Annotated in this window: 23 protein-coding genes; 9 read left to right on the forward strand and 14 right to left on the reverse strand. The window is 70.2% G+C overall.

Features of this window, described 5'->3' with window-relative positions:
• Positions 1 to 385: 385 nt before the first annotated feature.
• Positions 386 to 568, reverse strand: coding sequence for a plasmid mobilization protein (locus tag ABR738_RS23015; RefSeq protein ID WP_350231867.1), 183 nt, complete (start codon positions 566 to 568; stop codon positions 386 to 388).
• Between the two features lie 170 nt (positions 569 to 738).
• Between ABR738_RS23015 and ABR738_RS23020 the strand changes: the two genes are divergently transcribed.
• From ABR738_RS23020 to ABR738_RS23035, 4 genes are all read left to right on the forward strand, one after another.
• Positions 739 to 1,185: a MarR family winged helix-turn-helix transcriptional regulator gene (locus ABR738_RS23020; protein ID WP_350231868.1), complete on the forward strand. Its 447-nt coding sequence runs from the start codon at positions 739 to 741 to the stop codon at positions 1,183 to 1,185.
• A gap of 27 nt (positions 1,186 to 1,212) precedes the next feature.
• Positions 1,213 to 2,550: an MFS transporter gene (locus ABR738_RS23025; RefSeq protein WP_350231869.1), complete on the forward strand. Its 1,338-nt coding sequence runs from the start codon at positions 1,213 to 1,215 to the stop codon at positions 2,548 to 2,550.
• A 159-nt stretch (positions 2,551 to 2,709) separates the two neighbouring features.
• Positions 2,710 to 3,279: an RNA 2',3'-cyclic phosphodiesterase gene (thpR, locus tag ABR738_RS23030; protein WP_350231870.1), complete on the forward strand. Its 570-nt coding sequence runs from the start codon at positions 2,710 to 2,712 to the stop codon at positions 3,277 to 3,279.
• Positions 3,280 to 3,581: 302 nt separating this feature from the next.
• Positions 3,582 to 4,361 carry a hypothetical protein gene (locus ABR738_RS23035; protein WP_350231871.1) on the forward strand — a complete coding sequence of 260 codons (780 nt, stop codon included), beginning with the start codon at positions 3,582 to 3,584 and terminating at the stop codon, positions 4,359 to 4,361.
• Between the two features lie 46 nt (positions 4,362 to 4,407).
• Here ABR738_RS23035 and ABR738_RS23040 read toward each other — a convergent pair whose 3' ends face one another.
• The 3 genes from ABR738_RS23040 to ABR738_RS23050 form a co-directional block, all read right to left on the reverse strand.
• Positions 4,408 to 5,400: an aldo/keto reductase gene (locus ABR738_RS23040; RefSeq protein WP_350231872.1), complete on the reverse strand. Its 993-nt coding sequence runs from the start codon at positions 5,398 to 5,400 to the stop codon at positions 4,408 to 4,410.
• A gap of 73 nt (positions 5,401 to 5,473) precedes the next feature.
• Positions 5,474 to 6,487 (reverse strand): aldo/keto reductase, encoded by a 1,014-nt coding sequence (locus ABR738_RS23045; protein ID WP_350231873.1) that lies wholly within the window; start codon positions 6,485 to 6,487, stop codon positions 5,474 to 5,476.
• Between the two features lie 60 nt (positions 6,488 to 6,547).
• Positions 6,548 to 6,982, reverse strand: coding sequence for a MarR family winged helix-turn-helix transcriptional regulator (locus ABR738_RS23050; protein ID WP_350234696.1), 435 nt, complete (start codon positions 6,980 to 6,982; stop codon positions 6,548 to 6,550).
• Between the two features lie 588 nt (positions 6,983 to 7,570).
• On the opposite strand from ABR738_RS23050, the gene ABR738_RS23055 reads away from it, so the two are divergent.
• Positions 7,571 to 8,080: a carboxymuconolactone decarboxylase family protein gene (locus ABR738_RS23055; protein WP_350231874.1), complete on the forward strand. Its 510-nt coding sequence runs from the start codon at positions 7,571 to 7,573 to the stop codon at positions 8,078 to 8,080.
• Between the two features lie 24 nt (positions 8,081 to 8,104).
• Here ABR738_RS23055 and ABR738_RS23060 read toward each other — a convergent pair whose 3' ends face one another.
• Complete coding sequence (locus tag ABR738_RS23060; RefSeq protein WP_350231875.1) at positions 8,105 to 8,782, reverse strand: DUF4232 domain-containing protein; 678 nt, start codon at positions 8,780 to 8,782, stop codon at positions 8,105 to 8,107.
• 370 nt (positions 8,783 to 9,152) lie between these two features.
• Here ABR738_RS23060 and ABR738_RS23065 point away from each other — a divergent pair, with 370 nt between their 5' ends.
• Positions 9,153 to 10,268 (forward strand): DUF2786 domain-containing protein, encoded by a 1,116-nt coding sequence (locus ABR738_RS23065; protein ID WP_350231876.1) that lies wholly within the window; start codon positions 9,153 to 9,155, stop codon positions 10,266 to 10,268.
• A gap of 513 nt (positions 10,269 to 10,781) precedes the next feature.
• Here the strand turns inward: ABR738_RS23065 and ABR738_RS23070 are convergent.
• From ABR738_RS23070 to ABR738_RS23090, 5 genes are all read right to left on the reverse strand, one after another.
• On the reverse strand, positions 10,782 to 11,597 hold the full coding sequence (locus ABR738_RS23070; protein ID WP_350231877.1) for a hypothetical protein: 816 nt from the start codon (positions 11,595 to 11,597) through the stop codon (positions 10,782 to 10,784).
• Positions 11,594 to 13,402, reverse strand: coding sequence for an ABC transporter ATP-binding protein (locus ABR738_RS23075; RefSeq protein ID WP_350231878.1), 1,809 nt, complete (start codon positions 13,400 to 13,402; stop codon positions 11,594 to 11,596). The genes ABR738_RS23070 and ABR738_RS23075 overlap by 4 nt, the downstream gene beginning before the upstream one ends.
• A gap of 35 nt (positions 13,403 to 13,437) precedes the next feature.
• On the reverse strand, positions 13,438 to 14,631 hold the full coding sequence (locus ABR738_RS23080) for a cupin domain-containing protein (protein ID WP_350231879.1): 1,194 nt from the start codon (positions 14,629 to 14,631) through the stop codon (positions 13,438 to 13,440).
• A gap of 154 nt (positions 14,632 to 14,785) precedes the next feature.
• Complete coding sequence (locus ABR738_RS23085; RefSeq protein WP_350231880.1) at positions 14,786 to 14,947, reverse strand: hypothetical protein; 162 nt, start codon at positions 14,945 to 14,947, stop codon at positions 14,786 to 14,788.
• Between the two features lie 406 nt (positions 14,948 to 15,353).
• A complete protein-coding gene (locus ABR738_RS23090; protein WP_350231881.1) occupies positions 15,354 to 16,199 on the reverse strand; it encodes a rhomboid-like protein in 846 nt (281 codons plus the stop codon).
• 212 nt (positions 16,200 to 16,411) lie between these two features.
• Between ABR738_RS23090 and ABR738_RS23095 the strand changes: the two genes are divergently transcribed.
• Together ABR738_RS23095 and ABR738_RS23100 are read left to right on the forward strand one after the other, a co-directional pair.
• Positions 16,412 to 17,518 carry a sensor histidine kinase gene (locus tag ABR738_RS23095; protein ID WP_350231882.1) on the forward strand — a complete coding sequence of 369 codons (1,107 nt, stop codon included), beginning with the start codon at positions 16,412 to 16,414 and terminating at the stop codon, positions 17,516 to 17,518.
• The gene (locus ABR738_RS23100; protein ID WP_350231883.1) at positions 17,515 to 18,174 is read left to right on the forward strand and encodes a response regulator; all 660 of its coding nucleotides are present in this window, start codon (positions 17,515 to 17,517) and stop codon (positions 18,172 to 18,174) included. Before ABR738_RS23095 ends, ABR738_RS23100 begins: the two co-directional genes overlap by 4 nt.
• 81 nt (positions 18,175 to 18,255) lie before the next feature.
• Here the strand turns inward: ABR738_RS23100 and ABR738_RS23105 are convergent, their stop codons facing one another.
• From ABR738_RS23105 to ABR738_RS23120, 4 genes are all read right to left on the reverse strand, one after another.
• Positions 18,256 to 19,062: a class I SAM-dependent methyltransferase gene (locus tag ABR738_RS23105; RefSeq protein WP_350231884.1), complete on the reverse strand. Its 807-nt coding sequence runs from the start codon at positions 19,060 to 19,062 to the stop codon at positions 18,256 to 18,258.
• 8 nt (positions 19,063 to 19,070) lie between these two features.
• Positions 19,071 to 20,294, reverse strand: coding sequence for an MAB_1171c family putative transporter (locus ABR738_RS23110; RefSeq protein ID WP_350231885.1), 1,224 nt, complete (start codon positions 20,292 to 20,294; stop codon positions 19,071 to 19,073).
• Positions 20,295 to 20,299: 5 nt separating this feature from the next.
• Positions 20,300 to 20,800 carry a hypothetical protein gene (locus tag ABR738_RS23115; protein WP_350231886.1) on the reverse strand — a complete coding sequence of 167 codons (501 nt, stop codon included), beginning with the start codon at positions 20,798 to 20,800 and terminating at the stop codon, positions 20,300 to 20,302.
• Positions 20,801 to 20,954: 154 nt separating this feature from the next.
• A complete protein-coding gene (locus ABR738_RS23120) occupies positions 20,955 to 21,476 on the reverse strand; it encodes a helix-turn-helix domain-containing protein (protein WP_350231887.1) in 522 nt (173 codons plus the stop codon).
• A 764-nt stretch (positions 21,477 to 22,240) separates the two neighbouring features.
• Between ABR738_RS23120 and ABR738_RS23125 the strand changes: the two genes are divergently transcribed.
• Positions 22,241 to 23,227, forward strand: a complete 987-nt coding sequence (locus tag ABR738_RS23125; protein WP_350231888.1) for an AraC family transcriptional regulator — start codon at positions 22,241 to 22,243, stop codon at positions 23,225 to 23,227.
• Positions 23,228 to 23,340 lie beyond the last annotated feature (113 nt).

Below are 23,340 nucleotides of genomic sequence, written 5' to 3' on the forward strand. Positions count from 1 at the left end.
GCAGGGATGCGCGCGGGCCGGCACGCACCCCCCAGGGGCGCGGGGAACTGCGCGACCAGCCACGCACGGTCCGCAGCCGGGGTCCCCGGGGCTCCGCCCCAGACCCCGTTCGGCCTGGACGGCCTCGTCCTCAATCTCCCCCAAGGCCTTGAGGGCCAGGGGGGACCCCCATGACGGGCTCAGGTATACCCGTGCGGGCCGGCACCAGCCCTCCCAGGGCGGCGGGGGTGCGTGCGGGCCGGCACCAGCGCTGCCAGGGGCGCGGGGAACTGCGCGACGAGGCCGGCACGATCGGCAGCTGGGGCTGGGGCCGGCACCAGCGCTGCCCCAGGGGGCCGGGCACCCACGCACCCGGGCCCGCGTGCGAAGGCGGGCCCGGGTGGGGCTAGGCCGCGCCGTAGAAGCGTTGGACTTCGTCCACCGCCGCCTCGAGGCGCTCGTCGAAGTCGTCCCGCATGAGCGTCCGGACCACATAGTCCTGGACGCTCATTCCCCGTTTCGCGGCGCGCCGCTTGAGCCGTTCATGCAGCTCACCATCTATGCGCAGACTGAGCACGCTGGTCCCCATGGAGCGAGCGTGACCGCCCGCCACACCCCCGCGCCCACGTTTCGCCCGCGTACTCACTCGTTCGGGTGATAGGGCCGGTAACCCCCGCGCCCCGAGCGCCCCGTGTGGCGCTGGACACCTCCGCGTAACCCGGTGGTATTTAGCCAGAGTAATGAGTTACGCTAACAAACATGTCTGACCTGTCCCACGGCACCGGCGACGACAACGCCGACGCCGTGAACTCCCTGCGCTCCGCCGTCATGCGGCTGAGCCGGCGCCTCAAGCACCAGCGCGTCGACGAATCGCTCAGCCCGACCGAGATGTCGGTGCTCGGCACCCTGTTCCGCTGCGGCTCGGCCACCCCCGGTGAGCTGGCCCGCAAGGAGCACGTACAGCCGCCGTCGATGACCCGAATCGTCGCGCTGCTTGAGGCAAAGGGCCTGGTCAGGCTGGAGCCGCACCCCGATGACCGCCGCCAGAAGGTGGTCAGCCAGACCGAAGAGGCCGTGGCGATGCTCGAAGAGAGCCGCCGCAAGCGCAACGTCTGGCTGGCTTCCCTCGCGGAGGGTCTTGACGAGGACGAATGGGCGAAGCTGCGCGCGGCCGCCCCGGTCCTGGAGAAGCTCGCACATCTATAAACGCGCATCGCAAGGAGGCGAGCCCTTTTGAGTACGGGATCCGGAGCAGACTCCGCCCCCGCACCTACCCCTACCTACAACAAGCGCGGTGGGGGGACGTTCTCCTCACTCGGCGTCCGTAACTACCGGCTGTTCTTCTCCGGCGCCATCGTGTCCAACATAGGCACCTGGATGGCCCGGATCACCCAGGACTGGCTGGTCCTGACCATCACCGGATCCTCGGCGGCGGTCGGCATCACCACCGCCATGCAGTTCCTGCCGATGCTCCTGTTCGGTCTGTACGGCGGCGTCATAGCCGACCGGTTCGCCAAGCGGAACATCCTGTTCGTGACGCAGGCCGCGATGGGCCTCGGCGGTCTCTTCCTCGCCGTGATGACCCTGTCCGGGCACGTCCAGGTGTGGCACGTCTATCTGACGGCCTTCTTCACCGGCCTGGTCACCGTCGTGGACAACCCGACCCGGCAGTCCTTCGTCTCGGAGATGGTCGGACCCGACCGGGTGCGCAACGCGGTCAGCCTGAACTCGGCGAACTTCCAGTCCGCCCGGCTCGTCGGCCCCGCCGTCGCCGGTCTCGTGATGGCTGCCGTCGGACCGGGCTGGGCGTTCCTCGCCAACGGCCTGTCGTTCACGGCGCCGCTGCTCATGCTGTCGCTGATGCGCACCAAGGACCTCCAGCCGACCAGGCTCGCCCCGCGCGGCAAGGGCCAGCTGAAGGAAGGGCTCGCCTACGTCTCGGAGCGGCCCGAGCTGATCTGGCCGATCGTGCTGGTCGGCTTCGTCGGCACCTTCGGGTTCAACTTCCCGATCTGGCTGAGCGCGTTCGCCTCCGACGTCTTCCACGGCGACTCGGGCATGTACGGCATGTTCAACAGCCTGATGGCGATCGGTTCGCTCGTCGGTGCGCTGCTCGCGGCCCGCCGCGCCACCACCCGGCTGCGGATGCTGGTGGCCGCCGCCGTCCTGTTCGCGGTCCTGGAGCTCGCCGCGTCCGGGTCGCCCGACATCGGCGTGTTCATGGCGCTCCTCATCCCGGTCGGCATCCTCGGCCTCACGGTCAACGTGACCGCGAACGCCTCCGTGCAGATGGCCACCGACCCCGAGATGCGCGGCCGCGTGATGAGCCTGTTCATGATGGTCTTCACCGGCGGCACCCCGTTCGGCGGCCCGCTCTTCGGCTGGCTGACCGATGTCTACGGCGTCCGCGTCAGCCTCGCGCTCGGCGGTCTGATCTGCGGTGTGGCGGCCGTCGGCGTGGGCCTGATGCTGGCCCGAGCGGCCAACCTGCGCCTGAAGGTCGACGTACGCCCCGGCCACCGCCACCTCGAGTTCGTCCCGAGGAACCCGGCGCTGGTGGCCGCCGCCTGACGGGCGAACCGCCTGACGGGAGCCCCGCCTGATGGGAGCCCCGCCTGACGGAAGCGCCGCCTGAGGGGTGCGTCGTCGTCCGACGGGCGCGCCCGTCCGACGACGACGCCCGGCCCGCCGTGTCGCGACACGGCGGGCCGGGCTTGGTCGACTGTCCCCATGCACCTCTTCGCCGCCGTGCTCGCGCCCCCGGAGGCTCTGGACGAACTCGGGCGCGCGGCACGGGAGTTGGCGACACTGCCCGGGGCCGGCGCACTGCGCTGGACGGAGCGGGAGGCCCGGCACCTCACCCTCGCCTTCCTCGGCGAGGTCGACGAGCCGGTCCTGGCCGAGCTGCACGCGCGGCTCGCCCGGGCGGCCCGCCGCACCAATCCGTTCACCCTGCGCCTGCACGGCGGCGGCCGCTTCGACGGGCGCGCCCCGTGGACCCCGGTCGCCGACGGCCTCGACGAACTGCGGCTGCTCGCCGAACGCGCGGTCGCCGCGGCCCGTCGCTCAGGCATCCCGATGGAGCGGCACCGCCGCCATGTGCCGCACCTCACGCCGGCCCGCTCGCGCACCCCGGTCGACCTGCGGCCGTACGTCGCCGGGCTCGGCGCGTTTGAGGGGAGCCCCTGGCCGGTCACGGAGTTGACCCTGGTCCGCGGCTTTCTGCCGGGCGGCGGCGTCCCCGGTGAGGGACCCCGGCACGAGCCGGTCGGCCGCTGGGCGCTCGGCCCGGCCGGTTAGGCTCAAGGGGTGGACCCGAAGACCAGGAACCGGATCATGGCCAGTGTGCTCGTGCTGATGTTCGTCGTGGTGGCGGTGGCGGCCGCCACTCGCTGACGCCACTCGCTGACCGCCGCCCGCTGACCGCTCTCCGTGACCGCCCTCGCGCCGTGGCCTGGCGTCGCCGTCCGGTACGTACCGTCCGATCCGCAGGCCCTGGAGGTGCCCGAGTGGCAACCGTCGTGCGTGCCGTACGTGCCGTACGTGCCGTACGTGTCGTGCGTGCCGTACGTGTCGTGCGTGCCGTACGTGCCGTACGTGTCGTGCGTGCCGTACGTGCCGTACGCGTCGGCGTGCTGGCGGGGTGCGTGCTGATGGTGGCGGCGGGCTGCGGGGGAGCGTCCGGCGCCGACGCCTCGCGGCCGCCCTCTTCGCCCTCTCCGCCCTCGCGCACTCCCGTTCCCCCGGCCGACCGGGGCCCCGAGTGCGAGGGCGCCCCGACCGCCGACGGCCTGCACGTCCTGCGCGGCGGCTCGGCCGAGCTGCCCGGCGGGGCCGGCTCGGTGTTGTACAAGGAGGGCGGCTCGGACGGTACGCACCGGGCGGCCACCCTGACCAACGGCACGGGGACGGGCGCCGCGTGGGCGGGCACCGCGTCCTGGCCCGTGCGCCCCGGGCAGACCCTTACGGTCAGCGGCCGGGCCTTCACCGTCTCCCAGATCTGCGCCTACCGGGTCGTCCTCACCCCGAAGGACAAGGCCGCGCCGGCCCCGCCGTCCGCGTCCCCGGCCGCCGACCCGGACTGGCCGGCCCTGACGGACGGCCGTCTGCGTCTGCGCTTCCACGTCCCGGACACGGACGAGCACGGCGCGATCAGCGCCGTACTCGAAGACATCGCCGCCGGTCCGGATCGCGCCGACATCGCGGTCACTACCCGCGCCGGCGGGGGCGCCGTCTACCCGGACGCCCGCGTCGGGGACACCCTCGAATTCGCGGGCCGGCTCTGGAAGTTGACCGTGATCGACCCGGGTGTCGGCGAACCGTCGGAGGCCAACCCCCGCTCGGGTCACGTGGATCTCCAGCTGATCGAGCCCTCCCGCTGACCGGTCCGGAATTCGAGGTTCCGGACCGGACCGGTGCGTAGAGGCGCTACCAGGCGAAGGCCTCGGGGGAGGGCCCGGGGCCCGGGAAGATGTCGTCGAGCGCGGTCAGGAACCCCTCGGGCAGGTCGAGTTCGACCGCCCGCACCGCCGAGTCCAGCTGCTCAGCCGTACGCGGCCCCACGATCGGACCCGCGACGCCGGGCCGGGTGAGCAGCCAGGCGAGCGCCACCTCGGCGGGGTCGAGGTCGTGCTTGGCCGCCAGCTCCTCGTACGCCTGCACCCGTCCCCGTACCGCCGGGTCCGCCACGGCCGCCGCCGCGAGACCGCCCTGGGAGCGGCCCGCCGTCCCCTCGCGCTCCTTGCGCAGGATGCCGCCCAGCATGCCGCCGTGCAGCGGCGACCAGGGGATGACGCCGAGTCCGTACTCCTGGGCGGCCGGGATGATCTCCATCTCGGCGCGGCGTTCGGCGAGGTTGTAGAGGCACTGCTCGCTGACGAGGCCGAGCCGTCCGGTGCGGGTGGCCAGCTCGTTGGCCTGGGCGATCTTGTAGCCGGGGAAGTTGGAGGAGCCGGCGTAGAGGATCTTGCCCTGGGTGATCAGGACGTCGATGGCCTGCCAGATCTCCTCGAACGGGGTGGCCCGGTCGACGTGGTGGAACTGGTAGATGTCGATGTGGTCGGTGCGGAGCCGCCTGAGCGAACCCTCCACCGAGCGGCGGATGTTGACCGCCGAGAGCTTGTGGTGGTTGGGCCAGGGTTCGCCCGCGGCCATGTTGCCGTTGAGCTTGGTGGCGAGGACGGTCTTGTCGCGCCGGTCGCCGCCCTGGGCGAACCAGCTGCCGATGATCTCCTCGGTACGGCCCTTGTTCTCGCCCCAGCCGTACACGTTGGCGGTGTCGAAGAAGTTGATGCCGGTGTCGAGCGCGGCGTCCATGATCGCGTGGCTTGTCGCCTCGTCGGTCTGCGGTCCGAAGTTCATCGTCCCCAGGACGATCCTGCTGACCTGGAGACCCGTGCGTCCGAGCTGCGTGTACTTCATGGGCCACAAGCCAACGTCTTCGAGCGCGCTCAAGGCAAGGGGCCGTACCGGTCCTTTCGCGTGGGTACGCGACCTACCAGGCGAAGGCCTCCGGGGACGGGCCCGGGCCGGGGAAGATCTCGTCGAGGGCGCCGAGCAGTTCCCCACTCAGCTCCAACTCCAGGGCGCGCAGCGCCGATTCGAAGTGTTCCCGGGTGCGCGGGCCGACGATCGGGCCGGTCACGCCGGGCCGGGTGAGCAGCCAGGCCAGCGCCACCTCGCCCGGTTCCAGGCGGTGTTGGGTGAGCAGGTTCTCGTACGCCTCGACCCGGGCCCGCACGACCGGGTCGGCCAGGCCCGTGGCCGAGCGGCCGGGCTTGACCGTGCGCGAGCCGGTGCCTTCGCGCTCCTTGCGCAGCGCGCCGCCGAGCAGCCCCATGTTCAGGGGTGACCAGGGGATGACGCCGAGTCCGTACTCCTGGGCGGCCGGGATGATCTCCATCTCGGCGCGGCGTTCGGCGAGGTTGTAGAGGCACTGCTCGCTGACGAGGCCGAGCCGTCCGGTGCGGGCGGCGACCTCGTTGGCCTGCGCGATCTTGTAGCCGGGGAAGTTGGAGGAGCCGGCGTAGAGGATCTTGCCCTGGGTGATCAGGACGTCGATGGCCTGCCAGATCTCCTCGAACGGGGTGGCCCGGTCGACGTGGTGGAACTGGTAGATGTCGATGTGGTCGGTGCGGAGCCGCTTGAGCGAAGCGTCCACGGCACGGCGGATGTTGACCGCCGACAGCTTGTTGTGGTTGGGCCAGGCCGCCTTGCGCCAGGTCGAGCCGGGCGTCATGTCCCCGTACACCTTGGTGGCAAGGACGACCTTGTCGCGGCGGTGGGCGCCGCCCGCGAACCAGGAGCCCAGGATCTCCTCGGCGCGGCCCTTGCTGTCGTCGTCGGGACCGTAGATGTTGGCGGTGTCGAAGAAGTTGACGCCCGCGTCGAGTGCCGCGTCCATGATGGCGTGGCTGGTGTCCTGGTCCGCTTCGAGGCCGAAGTTCATCGTGCCGAGGACGAGACGGCTGGCCTGGAGTCCGGTGCGTCCGAGCTGTGTGTACTTCATACGGCCATCAAAGCCTGCTCGTGTGCGCTCGAAGCAAGCCCTGACGGTCCGCCTTCGCGGTCAACTCCCCAGCCAGCTCGACGCGTCGAGACGGAAGGCCTCCGGCGGGACGGCGGTACGCAGCGACGCCTCAAGGTCGCGCAGCCGGTCGAGGCCCAGGGTCTGGGCCCAACTCGCGCGCAGATCGGCGAAGACGGCCGCCGAACGCGCGAGCGCGTCCACACCTCGGGGGGTGAGCCGGACCAGTTTGCGGCGGGCGTCCCCCGGGTCGTCGGCGCGCTCGGCGTAGCCCAGGGCGATGAGGCGGTCCACGGCCTTGCCGGCGGCCTGCTTGGAGACGCCGAGCCGTCGCCCGATCTCGCCGGCGGTCGAGCCGGGAAGCCCGATGGCCTGAAGGGCGAAACCGTGCGCGGGCCGCAGGTCGGGGTGCCCCTGACGGGCGAGTTCGGCGTGCAGCCGGTCGATGAGGGAACGGAATCCGGCGAGGAGGAGCAGGGGGAGCTCGTATCCGGGAGTGTCGGGAGGCGACGCGGCGGGGCGTGGCGCGGCGGGGGGTGCGGCGGGGCGCGGGGGTGCGGCCGGGGTGGGTGCGGCGTCGGTGGGCTCGGTGCCGGGCGACTTGGCGTCCTGGCCGGCGGCGGTGCGTGGATCGGGGTTTCGGGCATTGGCGTCCCGGCCAGCGGCGGTGCGTGGACCAGCATCCCGCGCCTCGGCTTTGCCCGCACCGGCACCGCGCGCGCTGGCATCCCGCGCCTCGGCTTTGCCCGCACCGGCACCGCGCGCACTGGCGTCCCGCGCCTCGGCTTTGCCCGCACCGGCACCGCGCGCGCTGGCATCCCGCGCCGCGGCTTTGCCCGCACCGGCATCCGGCGCCTCGGCTTTGCCCGCACCGGCATCCGGCGCATCGGCCCTGCGCGCATCGGCATCCGGCGCATCGGCCTTGCCCGCACCGGCCCCCCGAGGCTCGCCCTTGCGCGGATCGACAACCTGGTTTACCTTTTTTTCGTCAACCACGTTGTCCATCTTAGTTCCGGGTTCCGGCGCAGGCGCGGGTTCCCGGCCATATGGAAGCAGGGCTTCACCATGTTCACCGAGCACACCCTGGAATCCGCCCCCGCCGCCTCGCGCAAGTCGATGGAGGCCACCATCCGCCACCTCGGCCGGCTCACCTCGCCGGTCGCCAGGCTGGCCACGTCCCCGCACCTCCTGGACGGCTTCCTCAAGCTGAACGCCCTCTTCGAGCAGAGCACCCTCGCGCCGGTGCCGCGCGAGGTCGTCGTCATGACGGTGGCGGCCACCAATGAGTGCCACGTCTGCGTGGCGATGCACGCCGGCCGGCTGCACGAGCTGGGCGCGGACGATGAGATGGTGGCCGCGCTGCGGGAGCGGCGCGCACTCGCCGTCCCGGAGCTGGAAGCCGTACGCCGCTTCGCCCTCGCGGTCCTGGCGAAGGCGGGCGGCGTCGAGGAGGAAGCGGTGAAGGACTTCCTCTCCTACGGATACACCGAGCAGAACGCACTCGAAGTGGTCCTCGGCATCGGCACCTACACGCTGTCCACCTTCGCGAACCGCCTCACGGGCGCGAGCATATGAGCCCCGGCCCGCTCGGCCGCCGCGTCACTGGGAGCCCACGGGGCCGATGTAGGTGCCCGGGTGGGTCGCGCCGTCCTGGAGCAGGACCGAGGAGCCGGGCCAGGACAGGGTGTGGGAGTGCGTCTCGTCCGGCGGGGTGACCACGATGCCCGTCGGCTTGAACTCGCGTCCTTCGCCCTGGTGGAAGGGCAGGTAGAAGAGGGTGAAGGTGGTCGTCGCGGCGGGCCGCACGGTGACCGTCGCGGGGTTCTCGGCGGTGCCGCGCGCCAGGGACCAGCGGGTGGCGCCGCCCACCAGATCGACGCCCGGATAGCCCTTCATCACGCAGGACCTGGCGCCCTTGTTGGTGAGCGTGATGGTCATGGCGCCCTGGGAACCTCCCGCCCGGACGCCGCTGCCGGGGGCGACGGCGAAGGCGAGCTGGGAGGTCGAGCAGTGCGTGCCGCCGGATCCGGTCCCTGTGCCGAGTCCGGTGCCGGGCCCGGTGCCCGCGTTCGTGCCGCCGCCGGTGGTGCCGCCGGAGGGGGCCATGCTGCGGCCGCCGTTCACGCCGGGGGGCGCGGTGGCGGTGCCGGCTCCGGTGCCGGTGCTGCTGGAGACGCCGATGACGGACTGGCCCGAGCCGCCTCCGCAGGCGGTCAGGGTCAGGCCGGCGGTGAGGACGGCGATCGCGGCCAGGGGGAGGGTGCGCGGGCGCGACATGGCGTTTCCTTTCGTTCGCGGTCGGTGGCCGTCCTTTGCGGGGGCGCCGCGTGGACGTCCGGCTGTCTCTCGCGTGCGGTGGGGCATCTCTGGGACGTGCCGCACCGCCAGACGGTTTCACCGCGCGCCCGCCCCGGCCGTACCGACGCGCCGCCGGGGCGGGTGGTCCGTGTGACCTGCGTGGGTCCGGGTGATCTGCGGTGCCTCTGTGGTCTGCGGAGCCTGTGTGGTCTGCGGGTCGTGGTTCCGTTCGATTGCTGGGACGATCGGGTCCGGAGCGCGAGGGTCGCTCGGCGGATGCGTGAGGAGAGACGTCCATGTCGGTGGGGCAAGGCGCGGTGATCCGGTCGCGCGGACGCGGGGTGCGGTGATGGACGCGGTGGACCGCGCGTTCGCGGCGGCTCTGTACATCGAGGGTGACGCGGCCCTGGACACCGGCGCCTCGCTGCTCGCTGCCGCGCCCGACGCCGACGGTGAACTCGCCCTGCGCGGACGGGAGTTCGTGCGGCGCGCCTGGGAGCGGGGGTGGCAGCCCGCCGATGTCGTACGGATCGTACGGCGGGACCTGGACGAGCCGCACCTCCGCGTCCTGGCCGGCCTGATCCGCGCCGAACTCGCCCGCTACGAACGGCTGCCCGCGCGGTGGCAGGGGCAGGTGGACGAGCTGGTGCGCGAGGAGTGGCGGGCCGACCGCTTCTCGTACGCCACCGTCGTGCTCGAGCTCTACCGGCTGCTGCTCGCGCTGCCCGCCATCGAGCCGGCCGGGCCCGTGCCCGGTGCGTCCTTGCTCGGGCCGCCGGCGCACGGCGAACCCAAGACGCTGGGCCGGATCCGGGCGCTGCTGGCCAAGGCGGAGGGAACGGGGTTCCCCGAGGAGGCGGAGGCGCTGACCGCCAAGGCGCAGGAGCTGATGGCCCGGCACAGCGTGGACGAGGCGCTGCTCGCGGGGCGCGGGCCGGGCGGGGAGGTGCCGGGGGCGTGCCGGATCGGGGTGGACGCGCCGTACGAGACGGCCAAGGCGATCCTGCTCGACGCGGTTGCGTCCGCGAATCACTGCCGGGCGGTGTGGAACTCGGCGTTCGGCTTCTCGACGGTGGTCGGGTTCGAGGGCGACCTGGAGGCGGTCGAGATCCTTTACACCTCGCTGCTCGTACAGGGGACGGCGGCGATGACGAAGGCGGAGGCGGCACAGCGGGCGGGCGGGCGCAAGCGCACGAAGACGTTCCGGCAGTCGTTCCTGCTGGCGTACGCGGGGCGGCTCGGCGATCTGCTGTCCGTCGCGGCGCGGCATGTGGAGGAGGAGTTCGGGGGCGAGGCGCTGCCGGTGCTGGCGTCGCGGGCGGTGGCGGTGGCGGGGCGGGCGGAGGAGATGTTTCCGCGGACGGTGGCGACGCGGGTACGGGGTGCGTCCGACGAATCCGGCTGGCGTGACGGCCGCGCGGCAGCCGACCGCGCCCACCGCCCCCACCCGGGTCTCCTCCCCTGACCGCCCCGGTCCCCGCCGGGGGGCGCGGGGACGCACGCGCGCCGACCCGCACCCCGCCAGGAGTGCAGGGATGCGCGCGGGCCGGCACCGACCCCGCCAGGGGCGCGGGGAACTGCGCGACCGGCCACGCGCGGCCCGCAGCCGGGGTCCCTGGGGCTTCGCCCCAGACCCCATTCGGCCTGAAGGGCCTCGTCCTCAATCGCCGGACGGGCTGAGGTTGCCGGTGCGGGCCAGCGTCAGATGCTCAGGGGCGCGGGGAACTGCGCGCCCAGCCACGCATGGCCCGCAGCCGGGGTCCCTGGGGCTTCGCCCCAGACCCCATTCGGCCTGAAGGGCCTCGTCCTCAATCGCCGGACGGGCTGAGGTTGCCGGTGCGGGCCAGCGTCAGATGCTCAGGGGCGCGGGGAACTGCGCGACCGGCCACGCACGGTCCGCAGCCGGGGTGCCTGGGGCTTCGCCCCGGACTCCGTTTCGGCCCGGTGCCAGCCGGGTTCCCGAAGCAGATGAGACGCCTCAGCTCTGCCGCGGTTTGGTGGCACCGAGGGCCAGCAGCAGGCGACGGTCCGCGGCCCGCTCGAATTCATGCAGAGCGTCCTGCCGCAGTTCGCTCAGGCGCTGGCAGAGATCCGAGTCCAGTTCCCGTCCGGTCCGGAAGAGACGCTGATCGCGGGCGAGCTCGATGGCCCTGGCGAAGAGGGCTGCCTGTGGACTGGTCACGCCGGTTCGAGTGGCGAGATCCCTCTCCAACGCCTCGATCCACAGACGGCTACGCACCTCCGGCGGGGAAGCATCGAAGATCGCGCGCTGGTAGGCGACCGGGTGCGCCGTCACCTCGTCGTAGGAGCGCGGGAGTTCGTCGCGGTGGGCCGAGACCCAGTGGGCCGCGACATTGTTCTCCTCGGCGGCGATCGTGGGCGGTTTACCGGTGAGCAGCATCCGCGCCGCGGTCAGGGTTCCGCTCCACAGCACCCGCAGGGAAGGAATGCCGGAGTGGGCAGCCTGGGGCGCGGATTCGTCGTAGCGCATCCGGCCGAGCACGCACACGACGCTGATGGTGCGCCGCGGTCCGAGCGTGCGCATCAGCGGCACCGCCATCGCGAAGCCCGTCCAGGCCCGGGTCTCATCGCCCCTGGCCCGCAGCAACGTAGGTGCCCAGGGCGCGTGTGCGCCGAGTGCCTGTGCCCGCCGCTCCCGGACGTCGGGCCGGTCGAGCGGTACGACTGCGAGCCGGTCGCCGGAGGCACGGGCGACCTCGCGGGAGATCTTCCGACAGGTTCCGCAGGTGGCGTCGTAGGCGAGCAGGAAGCGTACGGGCGTTGTTGTGGTCATCGGTACTTCTCCGTGACGCGAACCGGCCGGAGCGCGGGGCGCTGGGCGTGGTCCTTGGCGAGCAACGAGGCGTAGAGCCCACCGCGTGCCTGGAGTTCGGCGTGGGTGCCCTGTTCGACGACACGGCCCTGGTCGAGCGCGACGATCTGATCGGCGTTCCGGACGGTGGACAGGCGGTGGGCGATGGTGATGGTGGTCCGGCCCTTCGACAGCTGGTCGAGGGCCTGTTGGACGAGATGCTCGGTGCGGGTGTCCAAGGAGCTGGTCGCTTCGTCGAGCACCAGCACGCGTGGATTGCGGAGCATGGTGCGGGCGATGGCGAGGCGCTGCCTCTCGCCGCCGGAGAACCGGAAACCACGTTCGCCGACAACTGTGTCGTAGCCGTCCGGCAGGTTTTCTATCAGCTCGTGGATGCGGGCGGCTTTCGCCGCGGTGATGACTTCCTCGGCCGTGGCTTGGGGGTTGGCGAAGCGCAGGTTGTCCCCAACCGTGGTGTGGAACAGGAAGGTCTCCTGGGAGACGACGCCGACGATGGAGGCCAGTGAGGCGAAGTCCAGGTCGCGGACGTCGACACCGTCGATGGTGACCCGGCCGGATGTGGCGTCGTACAGCCGGGGGATCAGGTAGCCCAGGGTCGTCTTTCCCGCGCCGGTCGCTCCTACTATGGCCAGGCGGCTGCCGGCGGGTACGTCCAGGGTGACGTCCCGCACCACCGGCTTGCTGCCGTAGGAGAAGCCGACGTTCTCCAGCCGGACGTGGCCGCGCGGATGACGCAGCCGTACCGGGCGCTGGGGCTCCGCCATCTCGACGGGCAGGTCCAGGTACTCGAAGATGCGCTCGAACAGGGCGAGTGAACTTTGCAGGGTGATACCGACCCCGAGCAGCGATACCGTCGGCCCGAAGAGCCCCTGCTGCAAGGTGGTGAACGCCACCAGTGTGCCGATGGAGATCGCCGGACGGCCGTCATGCCCCGTCACCCCGGCCGTCCAGTAGATGGCGATGGGCATCGCGGCCATGATGATCTGCATCGATGCCGCGCGCCATCGCCCCATCATGGCTGAATTGACCGTCAGCTCCGTGAGGCGCCCGGACTGCTGGGAGAACTGCTCGATGAGCGTGGGGGTGCGGCCCATGACACGGCCCAGCAGGAAACCGCTCACCGACAGCGTCTCCTCCACCATGACCGACAGCACGGCCATCTGCTTCTGGCGCTCGCGGGTGACGGTCCGCCGCTGGCTGCCGACGTTCCGGCTGATCAGCGCGAAGACCGGCACCATGAGCAGCGAGATGACTGTCAGCTGCCAGTCCAGGGCGAGCATGGCGATCAGGCTGGATACCACCGTGGTGATATTGCCGACGATGCTGCCGGACAGCGTGGTGATGACCGAGCCCATTCCGCCGATGTCGTTGGCGAGTCGGGACTGCATCTCTCCGGTGCGCGTGCGGGTGAAGAAGGCCAGCGGCATGCGTTGCAACCGTGCGTACACGGCGATCCTCAGATCGTTCATCATGCGTTCGCCGACCGCGAGTGACAGGTACGCCTGGCCTACGCCCACCCCGCTGGAGACCAGCACCACCACCAGCATGCCGGCCGCCAGTGCGCTCAGCAGTCCGGGCCGCCCGTGCGGCAACGCCACGTCCAGGATGGCCCGCAGCAGGAAGGGCGGCACCATGGCGAGGGCGGAAGACGCCGCGACCAGGACCAGCATCACCCCCAACCGGCCCCGATAGGGCCGCAGCAGCCCCAGGATCCGCCGTAACGGCACCTTCGGCACGGCGTCCGGATCCGACTTCGGCGCGCCCATAGCGTCTCTCTCCGTCCCGTGTGCGTCCACAGCTGTCAGCGCAGGGTGAGGAAGCCCTCGCCCAGCAAGGTGCGCACCAGCGTCAACCGGCCGACTTCGTCCAGGTCCCCGGGGATCGTCTGCGCGGTGAACCACTCCGTGCCGTGCTGAGCAACGTGGCGCACCTCCTCCGCGACCGCGTCGGGAAACTGCACGGTCTTGTTGTGGAAGTGCAGCCGCACCACCCCGGGTGCCTCCGTGAGCTGCCACTGGACGCCGGGACGACGGCGGAGCCGGGTGTCCGGACCGGTGCGCGGCAGCTCCTCCAGGTCCAGCAGATGACCCCGCAGCAGCGGGGAGGACACGGAGGTCACCCGCTCCGCCGCCCGGGCAGTCATCTCCGCCGGTGACAACTGCTCCCGCAGCGCGTCCAGCAGCTCAGTGAACTCCGTCTCCGTCCGCTGGCGCACGGCCGCGTCCCGGTCGAACCCGACCGGCAGCGAACGGCGGAACCGCACATCCTCAGCGGCCAGCTCGGTGAGCGCGTCCTGAAACGCCTGTATCCACAGCACCGGGTGGATTCCGAGCGTCACGTGCAGCGAAGCGGTTTCGTTGGCGGCGCCGGAGTGGATCGTCCCGCGCGGCATGTACAGCAGATCCCCGGCCCGCAGCTCGAACTCTCGCGTCGGATCCGGGGCCGGCCGCGACTTGTCGTACGGCCGGTTCGCGAGCGGCAGCTCGTACGGTTCGTCGGCCAGGCGCCAGACCTTGCTGCCATAGACCTGGGCGATGAACACATCGTGCATGTCGTAGTGCGGTGCGAAACCCTGCGAGCCCGGCGGCGTCAGATAGATGTTCATCTGCACCCGCGCGCCCAGCTCGTGCCCCAGCGCCGACGCCACCCGCTGCAACGACTCCCGTCGGTCCTGCAACGAGTTCACCACGATCGTCGATCCGCCGCGGTAGCGCGCGTAGAGAGCCTCCAGGGCGTTCGTCCCGCTGTTGCGGCCCCCACCCGCCCCGAGCTCCGATACCGGAGTCTCTTTGCCGTCCACCACCACTCGGATGTTGTCCAGTCCTATGCCCGCGAGGGACAACGCGTGATCGATGCCGTCCAAGGTCAGCAGATCCTCGAAGTGCCCCGGGTCGTTTCGATGAACTACCAAGGGCTGCTGCTCCCAGTGCTCCTTGAAGAAACTACCTACTGAAACAGGCCGAAGCAGTCGTTCGAGCTCGGGAGTGGAAACCATGAATGGGATAGCGGGTGCACCAGCCGAGACAATCGTCATTTTCCCTCTTCCCTTGTGCGGGCTTTTGACATTTTCTACTGAACTCGGTCCGTGGGGGTTCCTGGCCCGTGCATTGCTCGGACCAGGAACCCCTTTCAGCGAATATCAGTGGCCGCTAGCAGCGGTCGCTGTCGTCCCCGGCCCAGCCGTCGTGGCCGCCGGTGTCGCGGGAGTCGTTGTCGTCCCTCGTGTTGCTCGGGCTGCAGTCGAAGGGGCTCGCGACAATCCCGCTGCCGTGGGTGACCACGACATCCGACGCGTCAAGTGACTTCGCCATTTCCATCCATCCTTCGGTGTCGAAAGGGCATGTGCATTGCCCGGCCGGCGGCGTATCGCATGTACGTCGTCGGCCCGGACGGCCGACCCTGGCTGGTGAGTTCTGTGCTCACCTGCCCGGGAAACAACTCGGCCTTGAGTTGCGCAACACCAGAATGATCGCGGCGAACCCACCCCCGCGTCATTAGCGGAGAGTCCACTGCTTCTACGCAATGCGAAACCTCCATGGACTTCAGGGAGGTCACGTCGCGCGACGTTGGGCGAGGCCGAGGAGCAGGGCTGTGATGCACAGGAGCCCGACCAGTCGGTCATGGCTTCCAACGTTGCGGCGATCCCGTCCGCGATCCCGTCCGCCCCGGGTCGCCTGTGGCTCAGGCCGTGGTGAGCATGTCCGTGGTACGGCGACGTCAGAAATGCGGCGGCACCGTTACTTCGTGGGCCTGGCCACGTACCGCTTCACAGCCTTCGCGTTCCGCCCCTTCCGCGCGACACCGCCGTCCCGGCACCCACAGCCGGCCCTCACCGGCGATCAACAAACCCCGCGATCGCCCCAACCCCGCGACCACCAGCCAAAGTTGGCCGTGCCAGGCCGCGCGCCCCTCCGTCAGAAGCGGCGCTGCGCATAACGTCAGGCGGTGCGGGTGACGGTGGCGGACGCCGAACGACCGCAGTCCCCAAGCCAGCAGCACGCCGCTGGACAGCGCTGTCAGGTGACCGACAGCAGCTACACCCATGGTGCCCAAACCGGTCGTAAGGTGCGGCGCCCGCACAGCCAGCGCGGCGAGCGCGACCCACCGGTGCCAGGGCCGGGCCCCGACTGCCACTACGGCGGCCAGGGCCGAGATCATCACGTAGGACGGGCCGACATCCAGCGTCGCACGCAGCGCCGGGTCTGCTCGGCCCGCCGCGATCCGTGCCGCCAGCAGCCCTTCGCTCACCAGCGTGCCAAGGACTTGACCGGCTGCGATCAGCGCGATCGCCCGCAGGTTGCCGAACCGGATGACGAGGAACGCCAGTACCACCCCGGTGAGGGCGATGCCGCGCAGGCAGGCCCAGGGATCGGCGCCGAACAGGAAGGTGGAGGCGATGAGCGCTTCCACAGGATGATCACCCATATTGGCCAGGTTGGTCGATGCCCAGGCGGCCACCGCGTGATTACCGCCGTACGTCAGGGACGCCGCAGCGGCGAGCAGAGCGAAGCTCCAGGGCACGGGCGAGAGCCATCGGCGGCCGGGCGTCCGGGAGAGATCCATGGAGCCGACCCTGGCAGGGGTTGCCCGGCCTGCGGATCTGCCCACGGGATGACCGGCTGATCTCTATCTCTGGACAGACGCGCATGACCGCCCTCCCGGCTAAGGTCGGACGCATGCGAGGCATGGTGGCGAGGCGAGAACAGGCGTATCACAAGGGACGGTTGACGGAGCGTCAACTGGTCGGCCTAGATGCTTTTTTGGCCACGGCCTTGATGGCGTCGAACGTCTTGTGGTGGATGCTCGGCACGCATCGCACGGGCTGGCCGGCGTGGCAGACCGTACTGACCGGCTCGTTGGGCGTGGCCGTCGCCGTCCGGCGGCTGGTGCCACTGCCCGCACTGGTGGTGGCGTCGGTGGCGATGGCCACCGACGGCGGGCCCAGCTTGATGGGTGTGCTGGCGACCGCCTTGTTGGTGTACGAGGTGGCGGTCGCTCGCCCGCCGCTTGTCGCGGCGTATGCGTGCGCGGTCGCAGGCGCCGTACAAATCGCCTTGATGGGCCCCCTGCGGGGCATAACAGGGCACGACTACTGGGCGTGGCCGGGGATGCTCCAAAGCCTCTTCGTCGAGGCCGCCGCCTGGGCGATCGGATGGTCCACGAGACGGGGCCGCGCTTACTCCCGAGGCCTGGTCGAGCAGGCCGAAGAGCGGGCACAGCTCCTCCTGGTCGAGGAACGCATGCGCATCGCAAGGGAGTTGCACGATGTCGTCGCGCACAGTCTGAGCATCGTCGCGGTCCAGGCGGGCGTCGGCCACCACGTCATCGGCAGTCGGCCCGACGAGGCCGCGAAGTCCCTGGCCGCGATCGAGACGACGAGCAGGGACGCCCTGGGAGAGCTGCGTTCGCTGTTGGGTGTCCTGCGTGACGACGACGGTGCCGAATGGCTGCCCGGCGGCCTGGACGACCTCGGCACGCTCCTCGAACAGACCCGACGAGCGGGTGTCCAGGTCGAGTTGACGACCGAGGGGCGCTCGCGCACCCTGCCCCGAGGGCTGGACCGCGCCGCCTACCGCATCGTGCAGGAAGCCCTGACCAACGTCGTCAAGCATGCCCACACCAGCCATGCCAGGGCGACGGTCGCCTACGCGCCGGGCGAGGTCGCCCTCACGGTCGTCGATGCCGGAGCCGGCCGCACGTCCACCCCGATCACCGAGGGCCACGGCCTGACCGGCATGAGAGAACGCGCCGCCCTCTACGGGGGCGAGGCCCACGCGGGCCCGCTCTCGCCGCACGGCTTCCGCGTCTCCGTCCGGCTGCCGTACGCCACGGACGAGCGAACATCCCAGCTCCCCGTGGGCGCCGATCTGGAGGGCGCATGACCGTGCGGGTCGTCGTAGTGGACGACGAGACCCTGGTGCGTGCCGGGTTCCGGGTGCTGCTCGAGTCGGAAGACGATCTCCAGGTCGTCGGCGAGGCGGCCGACGGTGCCCAGGCGGTCCGGTTGATCCGCGAACTGCGCCCCGATGTGGCCCTGATGGACATCCGCATGCCCGGGCTCAACGGCATCGAGGCCATCCGCGCACTGCTCGGCGGCCCAGCTCCGGTGCCCGTCCACGTCTTGGTGCTCACCACCTTCGACCTGGACGAGTACGTCTTCGAGGCACTCCGCGCGGGCGCCGCGGGCTTCCTCCTCAAGGACACTCCGCCCGCACGTCTGATCGACGCCGTGCGGGTGACAGCCGCCGGGGAGTCGCTGCTGTCACCCGGCGTCACCCGCAGGCTGATCGAGACCTACGTCCGCCGCCCCGGCTACCCCGGCCCCGTCACCCGCACGCTGGACGGGGTGACAGGCCGCGAGCATGACGTGCTGGGTCTCATCGCACGCGGTCTGTCCAACCACGAAATCGCAGCCGAGCTGTATCTGACCGTTGGCACGGTCAAGACCCACGTCAGTCGTCTCCTGACCAAACTGGGAGCCAGGGACCGGGCCCAACTCGTCATCGCCGCCTATGAGAGCGGACTGGCCAATACGTGAGACGCACGGCTCGCGGCGGCCGACGATCCCCAGGCGGGCCGGTGCGGCACGGTGACGTTCGGCCGGACCCGAAGTGCCGCGTCAGTGGGATCGGGCCACCAACGGGCGTCGGCCCCACGCCGAGATGGTCATTTGGGGAATGTCGATGACTTCCGGATCTTTCAGCAGCCTGCCGAATTCGGTGAGGTCGGTGTCGGTGATGAGGCCACTGGCCAGGAGGGCGGGGGCAGCCCGGTCGATGAGTGGAGCCCAGCGGTCCTTCTCGAGCCCGCCCATGCGACCCAGGTTTCCGGAGTAGCTCACCTCGTCGAGTACGTTCCGGGCGAGGAGCGAGGGGAGGCTGCGGGCCCAGGACATGTCGGCGCCTGCTTCTCGGTAGGTGTGCTGGTAGGCGGCGAGGATGCGCTGGACAAGGGGAAAGGGGGAGTGAGCGGCCGGCAGGTCGTAGGGCTCTTCGACGATCAGCCAGCCGCCCGGAGAGAGCCAACCGGCGGCTCGGGTGATCATCTCGTCACGGTTGGGAAGGTGGCAGAACAGATAGCGTGCGTGGACGAGATCGAAGGTGCCGGGCGCGTAGCCCTCTTGCGTGATATCGGCTCGCTGGATTTCCAGGTTCGTGGCGCGGTCGGCGTCGAGGTGGCGCGTGTCCAGGTCGACCGCGACGACTCGGCCGTCCGGGCAGCGTGCGGCGAGCCAGTAGGCGATGGAGCCGGCGCCTGCACCAAGTTCCAGGCAGTTCCAGGATGGCTGGACGCCGAGGTGATCCAGAATGCCCGTGGTGACGGTGTCGACGCTGCCTTGGATGGACTCCAAGCGGTCACGTTCGCGGGGAGCGCCGTTGCTCAGCATGCCGGTGCTGTACGGGGTGGTGGCGGAGCGCTGGGTCACGGTGTCGCCTATTCGTGGGAGTTCTGGGAAATGGTGCGGACCTGCCGATCGCTGTGGTCCGTCGTGGCGGAACCGACAGTGGCCTGTGGAGCGAAGGAGCGTACGGCAGGGAGGGCGCGGGCTCGGAGAACGGCGAGCAGGAAGCAGGCCTCGCTGCGCAGGCAGTCTTCGCTGGGGTGTGCGGTGGCGAGTGGGTTCGGCCGGGGCGTGCTCGCGGCGGTTTTGGCCTGGAGAGCGGCGTGCAGCCAGCTCGCGGTGACCGCCGCCTCCACGTGCTCCTGGGGAAGGCCGTGGGCGGTGACATGGCGGCGGGCGTGTTCCATGGTCTGGGGAGTCACATAGTCCTGGAGGATGAGCAGGGCGTCGCGGATCTCGATGACCTGGCGGTAGAGCCGGAGGCGGATCGTGCGCGGGCTGCCCAGCACTTGGCGGATCCGGCCGCGCGGTTTGTCGAGGGCGATGTTCGGGACGGCTTCGACGAGGTCGTGCCACAGCGGATACAAGCGCCACATGATGTGCGCGCCGCGGACCGCGCGATGGGCGGTAAGGGCGAGTGGCAGACCGGCCCCCGTGGTCATCAGCCAGGCCGTGAGTCCGATGTTGTCGGGGAACAGTTCGCCCAGCCAGGCAGGCCGAGTGAGAAGGAAGGCCAGAACGACGCACCAGAACACGCTGGAGGACAGGAAGGCGGCGGCGAGCAGGAGCAGGCCGGTGCGCAGGGGCCGGTCGTCACGGACCTGGCGGCCGTAGCGCACACACAGCACAGTGCACGGGATCGTGCCGACGAGATGAGCGGCGACGAGCAGCCACCAGAAGGGGCTGTACCAGGGGACGGCTTGCGCGTTGACGCAACCGGCATGCGGATCGATCGTGTAGTCGAGCGCGATCAGGGCGCCGATTGTCGCGATCATCGGTCCGTAGATCAGCCAGGGATGGCGCCGCGCCGTGGCCGCCAGGACGAAGTCGAGGATGAGGGCCGAGCTGAGGACACCCCACACATTCATGAACAGGCCGCAGCTTTGGGCGAAGGCGAACGTGCGGTTCAGAGCGGCGGAGACAGGGTCAAGGTAGACGGTGATTGACCCCGCCATGCCGATTATGGCGAGCAGCAGCATTTTCTGCTGGTGAGAGCGGCGTGCTGTGGGCAGCCGCAGGATGATCACCAGCCACAGTGCCAGTGCGCCCAGGAGCTCTGCCCGATACCCCAGATCGTGGATCCACCGTAAGTCCATGGTCTCTAGCCGCGGATTCCGAGGGCGCTCTCGAGCGCGCCGCGCACACCTGCCGACGGCGAGGCAGCGCGCGTACTCGCGGTGGAATGGATCAGGCTGGCGAGGAGTTCGGCTTCCCGCTCCTGCTCGGTGGAGTAGTTGGTGCGGGCCAGGACTCGGCTGATCATGTCGGGGCTGATGCTCGGTAACAGCGTGGAGAGCGCGCCATGTGACTCCTGGTCAGTGATGCGGTGGTCCCACAGGATGTGCCCGACCTCGTGGAGAGCGATATGTTCCTGATGGAACTTCGTGGCCTTTTCCTCGACGTAGATGATGTCGTGGCTCTCGGCGGCGATCCACAGCCCGCAGGCGCTGATGGCAGAGCCGATCGGCGCAGTACGGATCCGGATTGGCCGGCCTCGCCGCACCGACAGCTCGTGCACGAAAGCGTCGACGGAGAACGGGCTCGGGATGTCGAGCGCGCCGACGAGCGCCTTGCACCGTTTGCGAACCTGCCGTGTGGTCATGGTGTCGCCCCGCTCTTCGATCGGACATCGTTGGAATCCGCCGTCACGTGCGTGGCGTATGGCTACACCTCGCAGCCCTGAGTCGGTCTGCTTCCGGCTGGGATCGGGTAGCCGCAGGCCCGGGCGGAGCATGACTTCGGGTGCGGTTTCGGTGTCACGTGTTGGTGGGAGGTTGTCGACCGGACGTGTGCCGCCCCTCGTCTCCGGCCGGCAGTACGCCGTGCAGCGAATCGCGGGCCTGCGCCGCAGCGTCGATGATCCCGGACAGGAGCCGAGAGACCTGGTCGGTCGTCGTGGCGACGGGCTGGGCATGTGACGTTCGCAGGGCAAGTCCCGCGGCTTTACTCTCCCTCAACTCCCTGAGGAGTGCGAGTTCTTTATTGACCTGCTGAAAGACCTCGTCATCGAGGAAGTAGGCGCACCGCTGGATGCCGAGGCTGTGAGCCACTTTCACCAGCGTCTCAATGGTGAGGTTGGCGCCCTCGGCGGACTCGACCGACGCCAAGGTGCGTTTGGACACCCCGGCGCGGTCGGCGAGCCCCGCCAGGCTGAAAGGTCCTTCGGGGTGGCTCCTGCGGATGTGGCGAAGTCGCGCGGCGATATCGGCCTTCGCCGCGTGGACATGGTCCGCCAAGGGCCGCGAACGGGACACGTCGGGTTCGTGCTGCTGCTCCACCGCACACCTCCTTGGTGCATCATATTGCACCGCAGTGGCAACCTGTTGCAACCGGGCATTCGAGAGGCCTATGGTTATTGGCGTGAAACGGGGGCTCACGAGAGGGTGCCGGCACAAGCTGACGCACCATCAGTTGCTGTTGGCCACAAGGGTTTTGGCCGGACTTCCTGCCCTCTCGCACGGGGGAAGTGCCTGCCGGGGAAGTCCGGCAGGCACCGCCCTGAGCCGGCTGTCGCTGTGTCGGCCACGTAGAACAGCCTGCGGTGCCGACGTCGCACTACAGCCTTTCGCACGACAGGATCCAGCCCGGCACGCCTCGGGGCGCTAACGGGTGCCAGGCACTTTGAAGACGTGGGCAAGGCCTGCCGGGCCCTGCGGAGGCGCCTGTCCCTCCGCGCGCCCCAAAGCTGACCAGCGCGATAGTCAGGTTCTCGCCAGAACCCCGAAGTCCACAGGGCTTCGCCTGTTCCAGCAGCCACACAAAGGACGTTCGTCATCATGCAGCGTCACACTGTCTCGTGTCATGCCGAGCACCATGTAAGACAGCCAGGTGTCCCCTTCACCCGGTCACGGGCGGGCGGAATCGGCGCGCCAGGCCACCATGCCTGGATCCAGCCGCTTGCCATGATCGCCATTCCCTCGACGGCGACCAGCGCGGGGATCCAGATCGCGCCGCCGGCCTCGGCCACGACCCGCCGGCCCCCGGTTGTGAAGCACATGAAGTCCCTGCCCGCCATGGCAAGCGTCTCCCGCAACCGCCCGAAATGCTGACGCAGACCGTCTTCCACAGCGAGGACCTGCCGGATGCCGGCCGGTTCGACGCCTGGTGCGAGATCATGGGCCGCTTGCCGGCGCCCATGAAAATGACCAGCGAGTCCACGGCGGACTTCCGGGCTCACCTCCGGTGCATTCCGCTCGGCAAGGCGACCGCATACCGGACGACGTTCCAGCAGGCGACCTTCCGGCGTACGTCGCGGCTGATCCGCCAGTCCGACCCGGAGGCCTACAACATCTCGGTCCTCCTGAGCGGAGAAGGCGGGACGGCATGGGACAGGCACGCGGCTGCCTACCGGCCGCTCGACTTCCACATCGTCTCCACCTCCCTGCCGTTCGAGGTGTGGGGTGGGCGGTCGCCGGCAAGGATCGTCGGCGTCGAGATTCCGCGAGCCGCGCTGCCATTTCCGTGCGACCAGGCAGACCGAGCAATCGGGCAGCAGGTGTCCGGGCGGGAGGGCGTAGGGGCGCTGCTCAGGCAGTTCCTCACTCATGTGACCGACGATGCCGGCCCATACCATCCGGAGGACGCCCCGCGCTTGGGGGCCGTCCTCACCGATCTGGTCGTGGCTCTCTTTGCCCACACCCTCGCCGCCGAACCACTCCTACCGTCCGAGACACACGGCCACGGGCTGCTCCTCCAGATCCAGTCGTTCATACACCACCACCTGGCCGAACATGACCTGACACCCAGTCGGGTCGCCGCGGCGTTGCACCTTTCGCGCGGCTACGTGCATCGTCTGTTCCAGCAGGAGGGCGTCACGGCGGCGGGCTACATCCGGCGCCTGCGCCTGGAAGCAGCGCGCCGGGATCTGGCCGATCCCGCCCAGCACGGCATCCCCATCCGTGCCATCGCTGCCCGCTGGGGGTACCCGCGCGCCGCTGACTTCACCCGCGCCTTCCGGGCCACCTATGGGATGCCGCCCATCGAGTACCGCCTGGACGGCGTTCGCGGACAGGTTGCCGACATGCGGTGACGCTCAGGGTGCGGTCACGTCCTGCGGAGTGGTGGGTGTATGGACGGCCGCGCGGTGGTCCAGCCCAGCCGAAGCCACCGATACCGGCCGGCGCCGGACGGCCGCACCGGCAA

The organism is Streptomyces sp. Edi4 (assembly GCF_040253615.1).
In the GTDB taxonomy this organism is placed as follows: Bacteria; Actinomycetota; Actinomycetes; order Streptomycetales; family Streptomycetaceae; genus Streptomyces.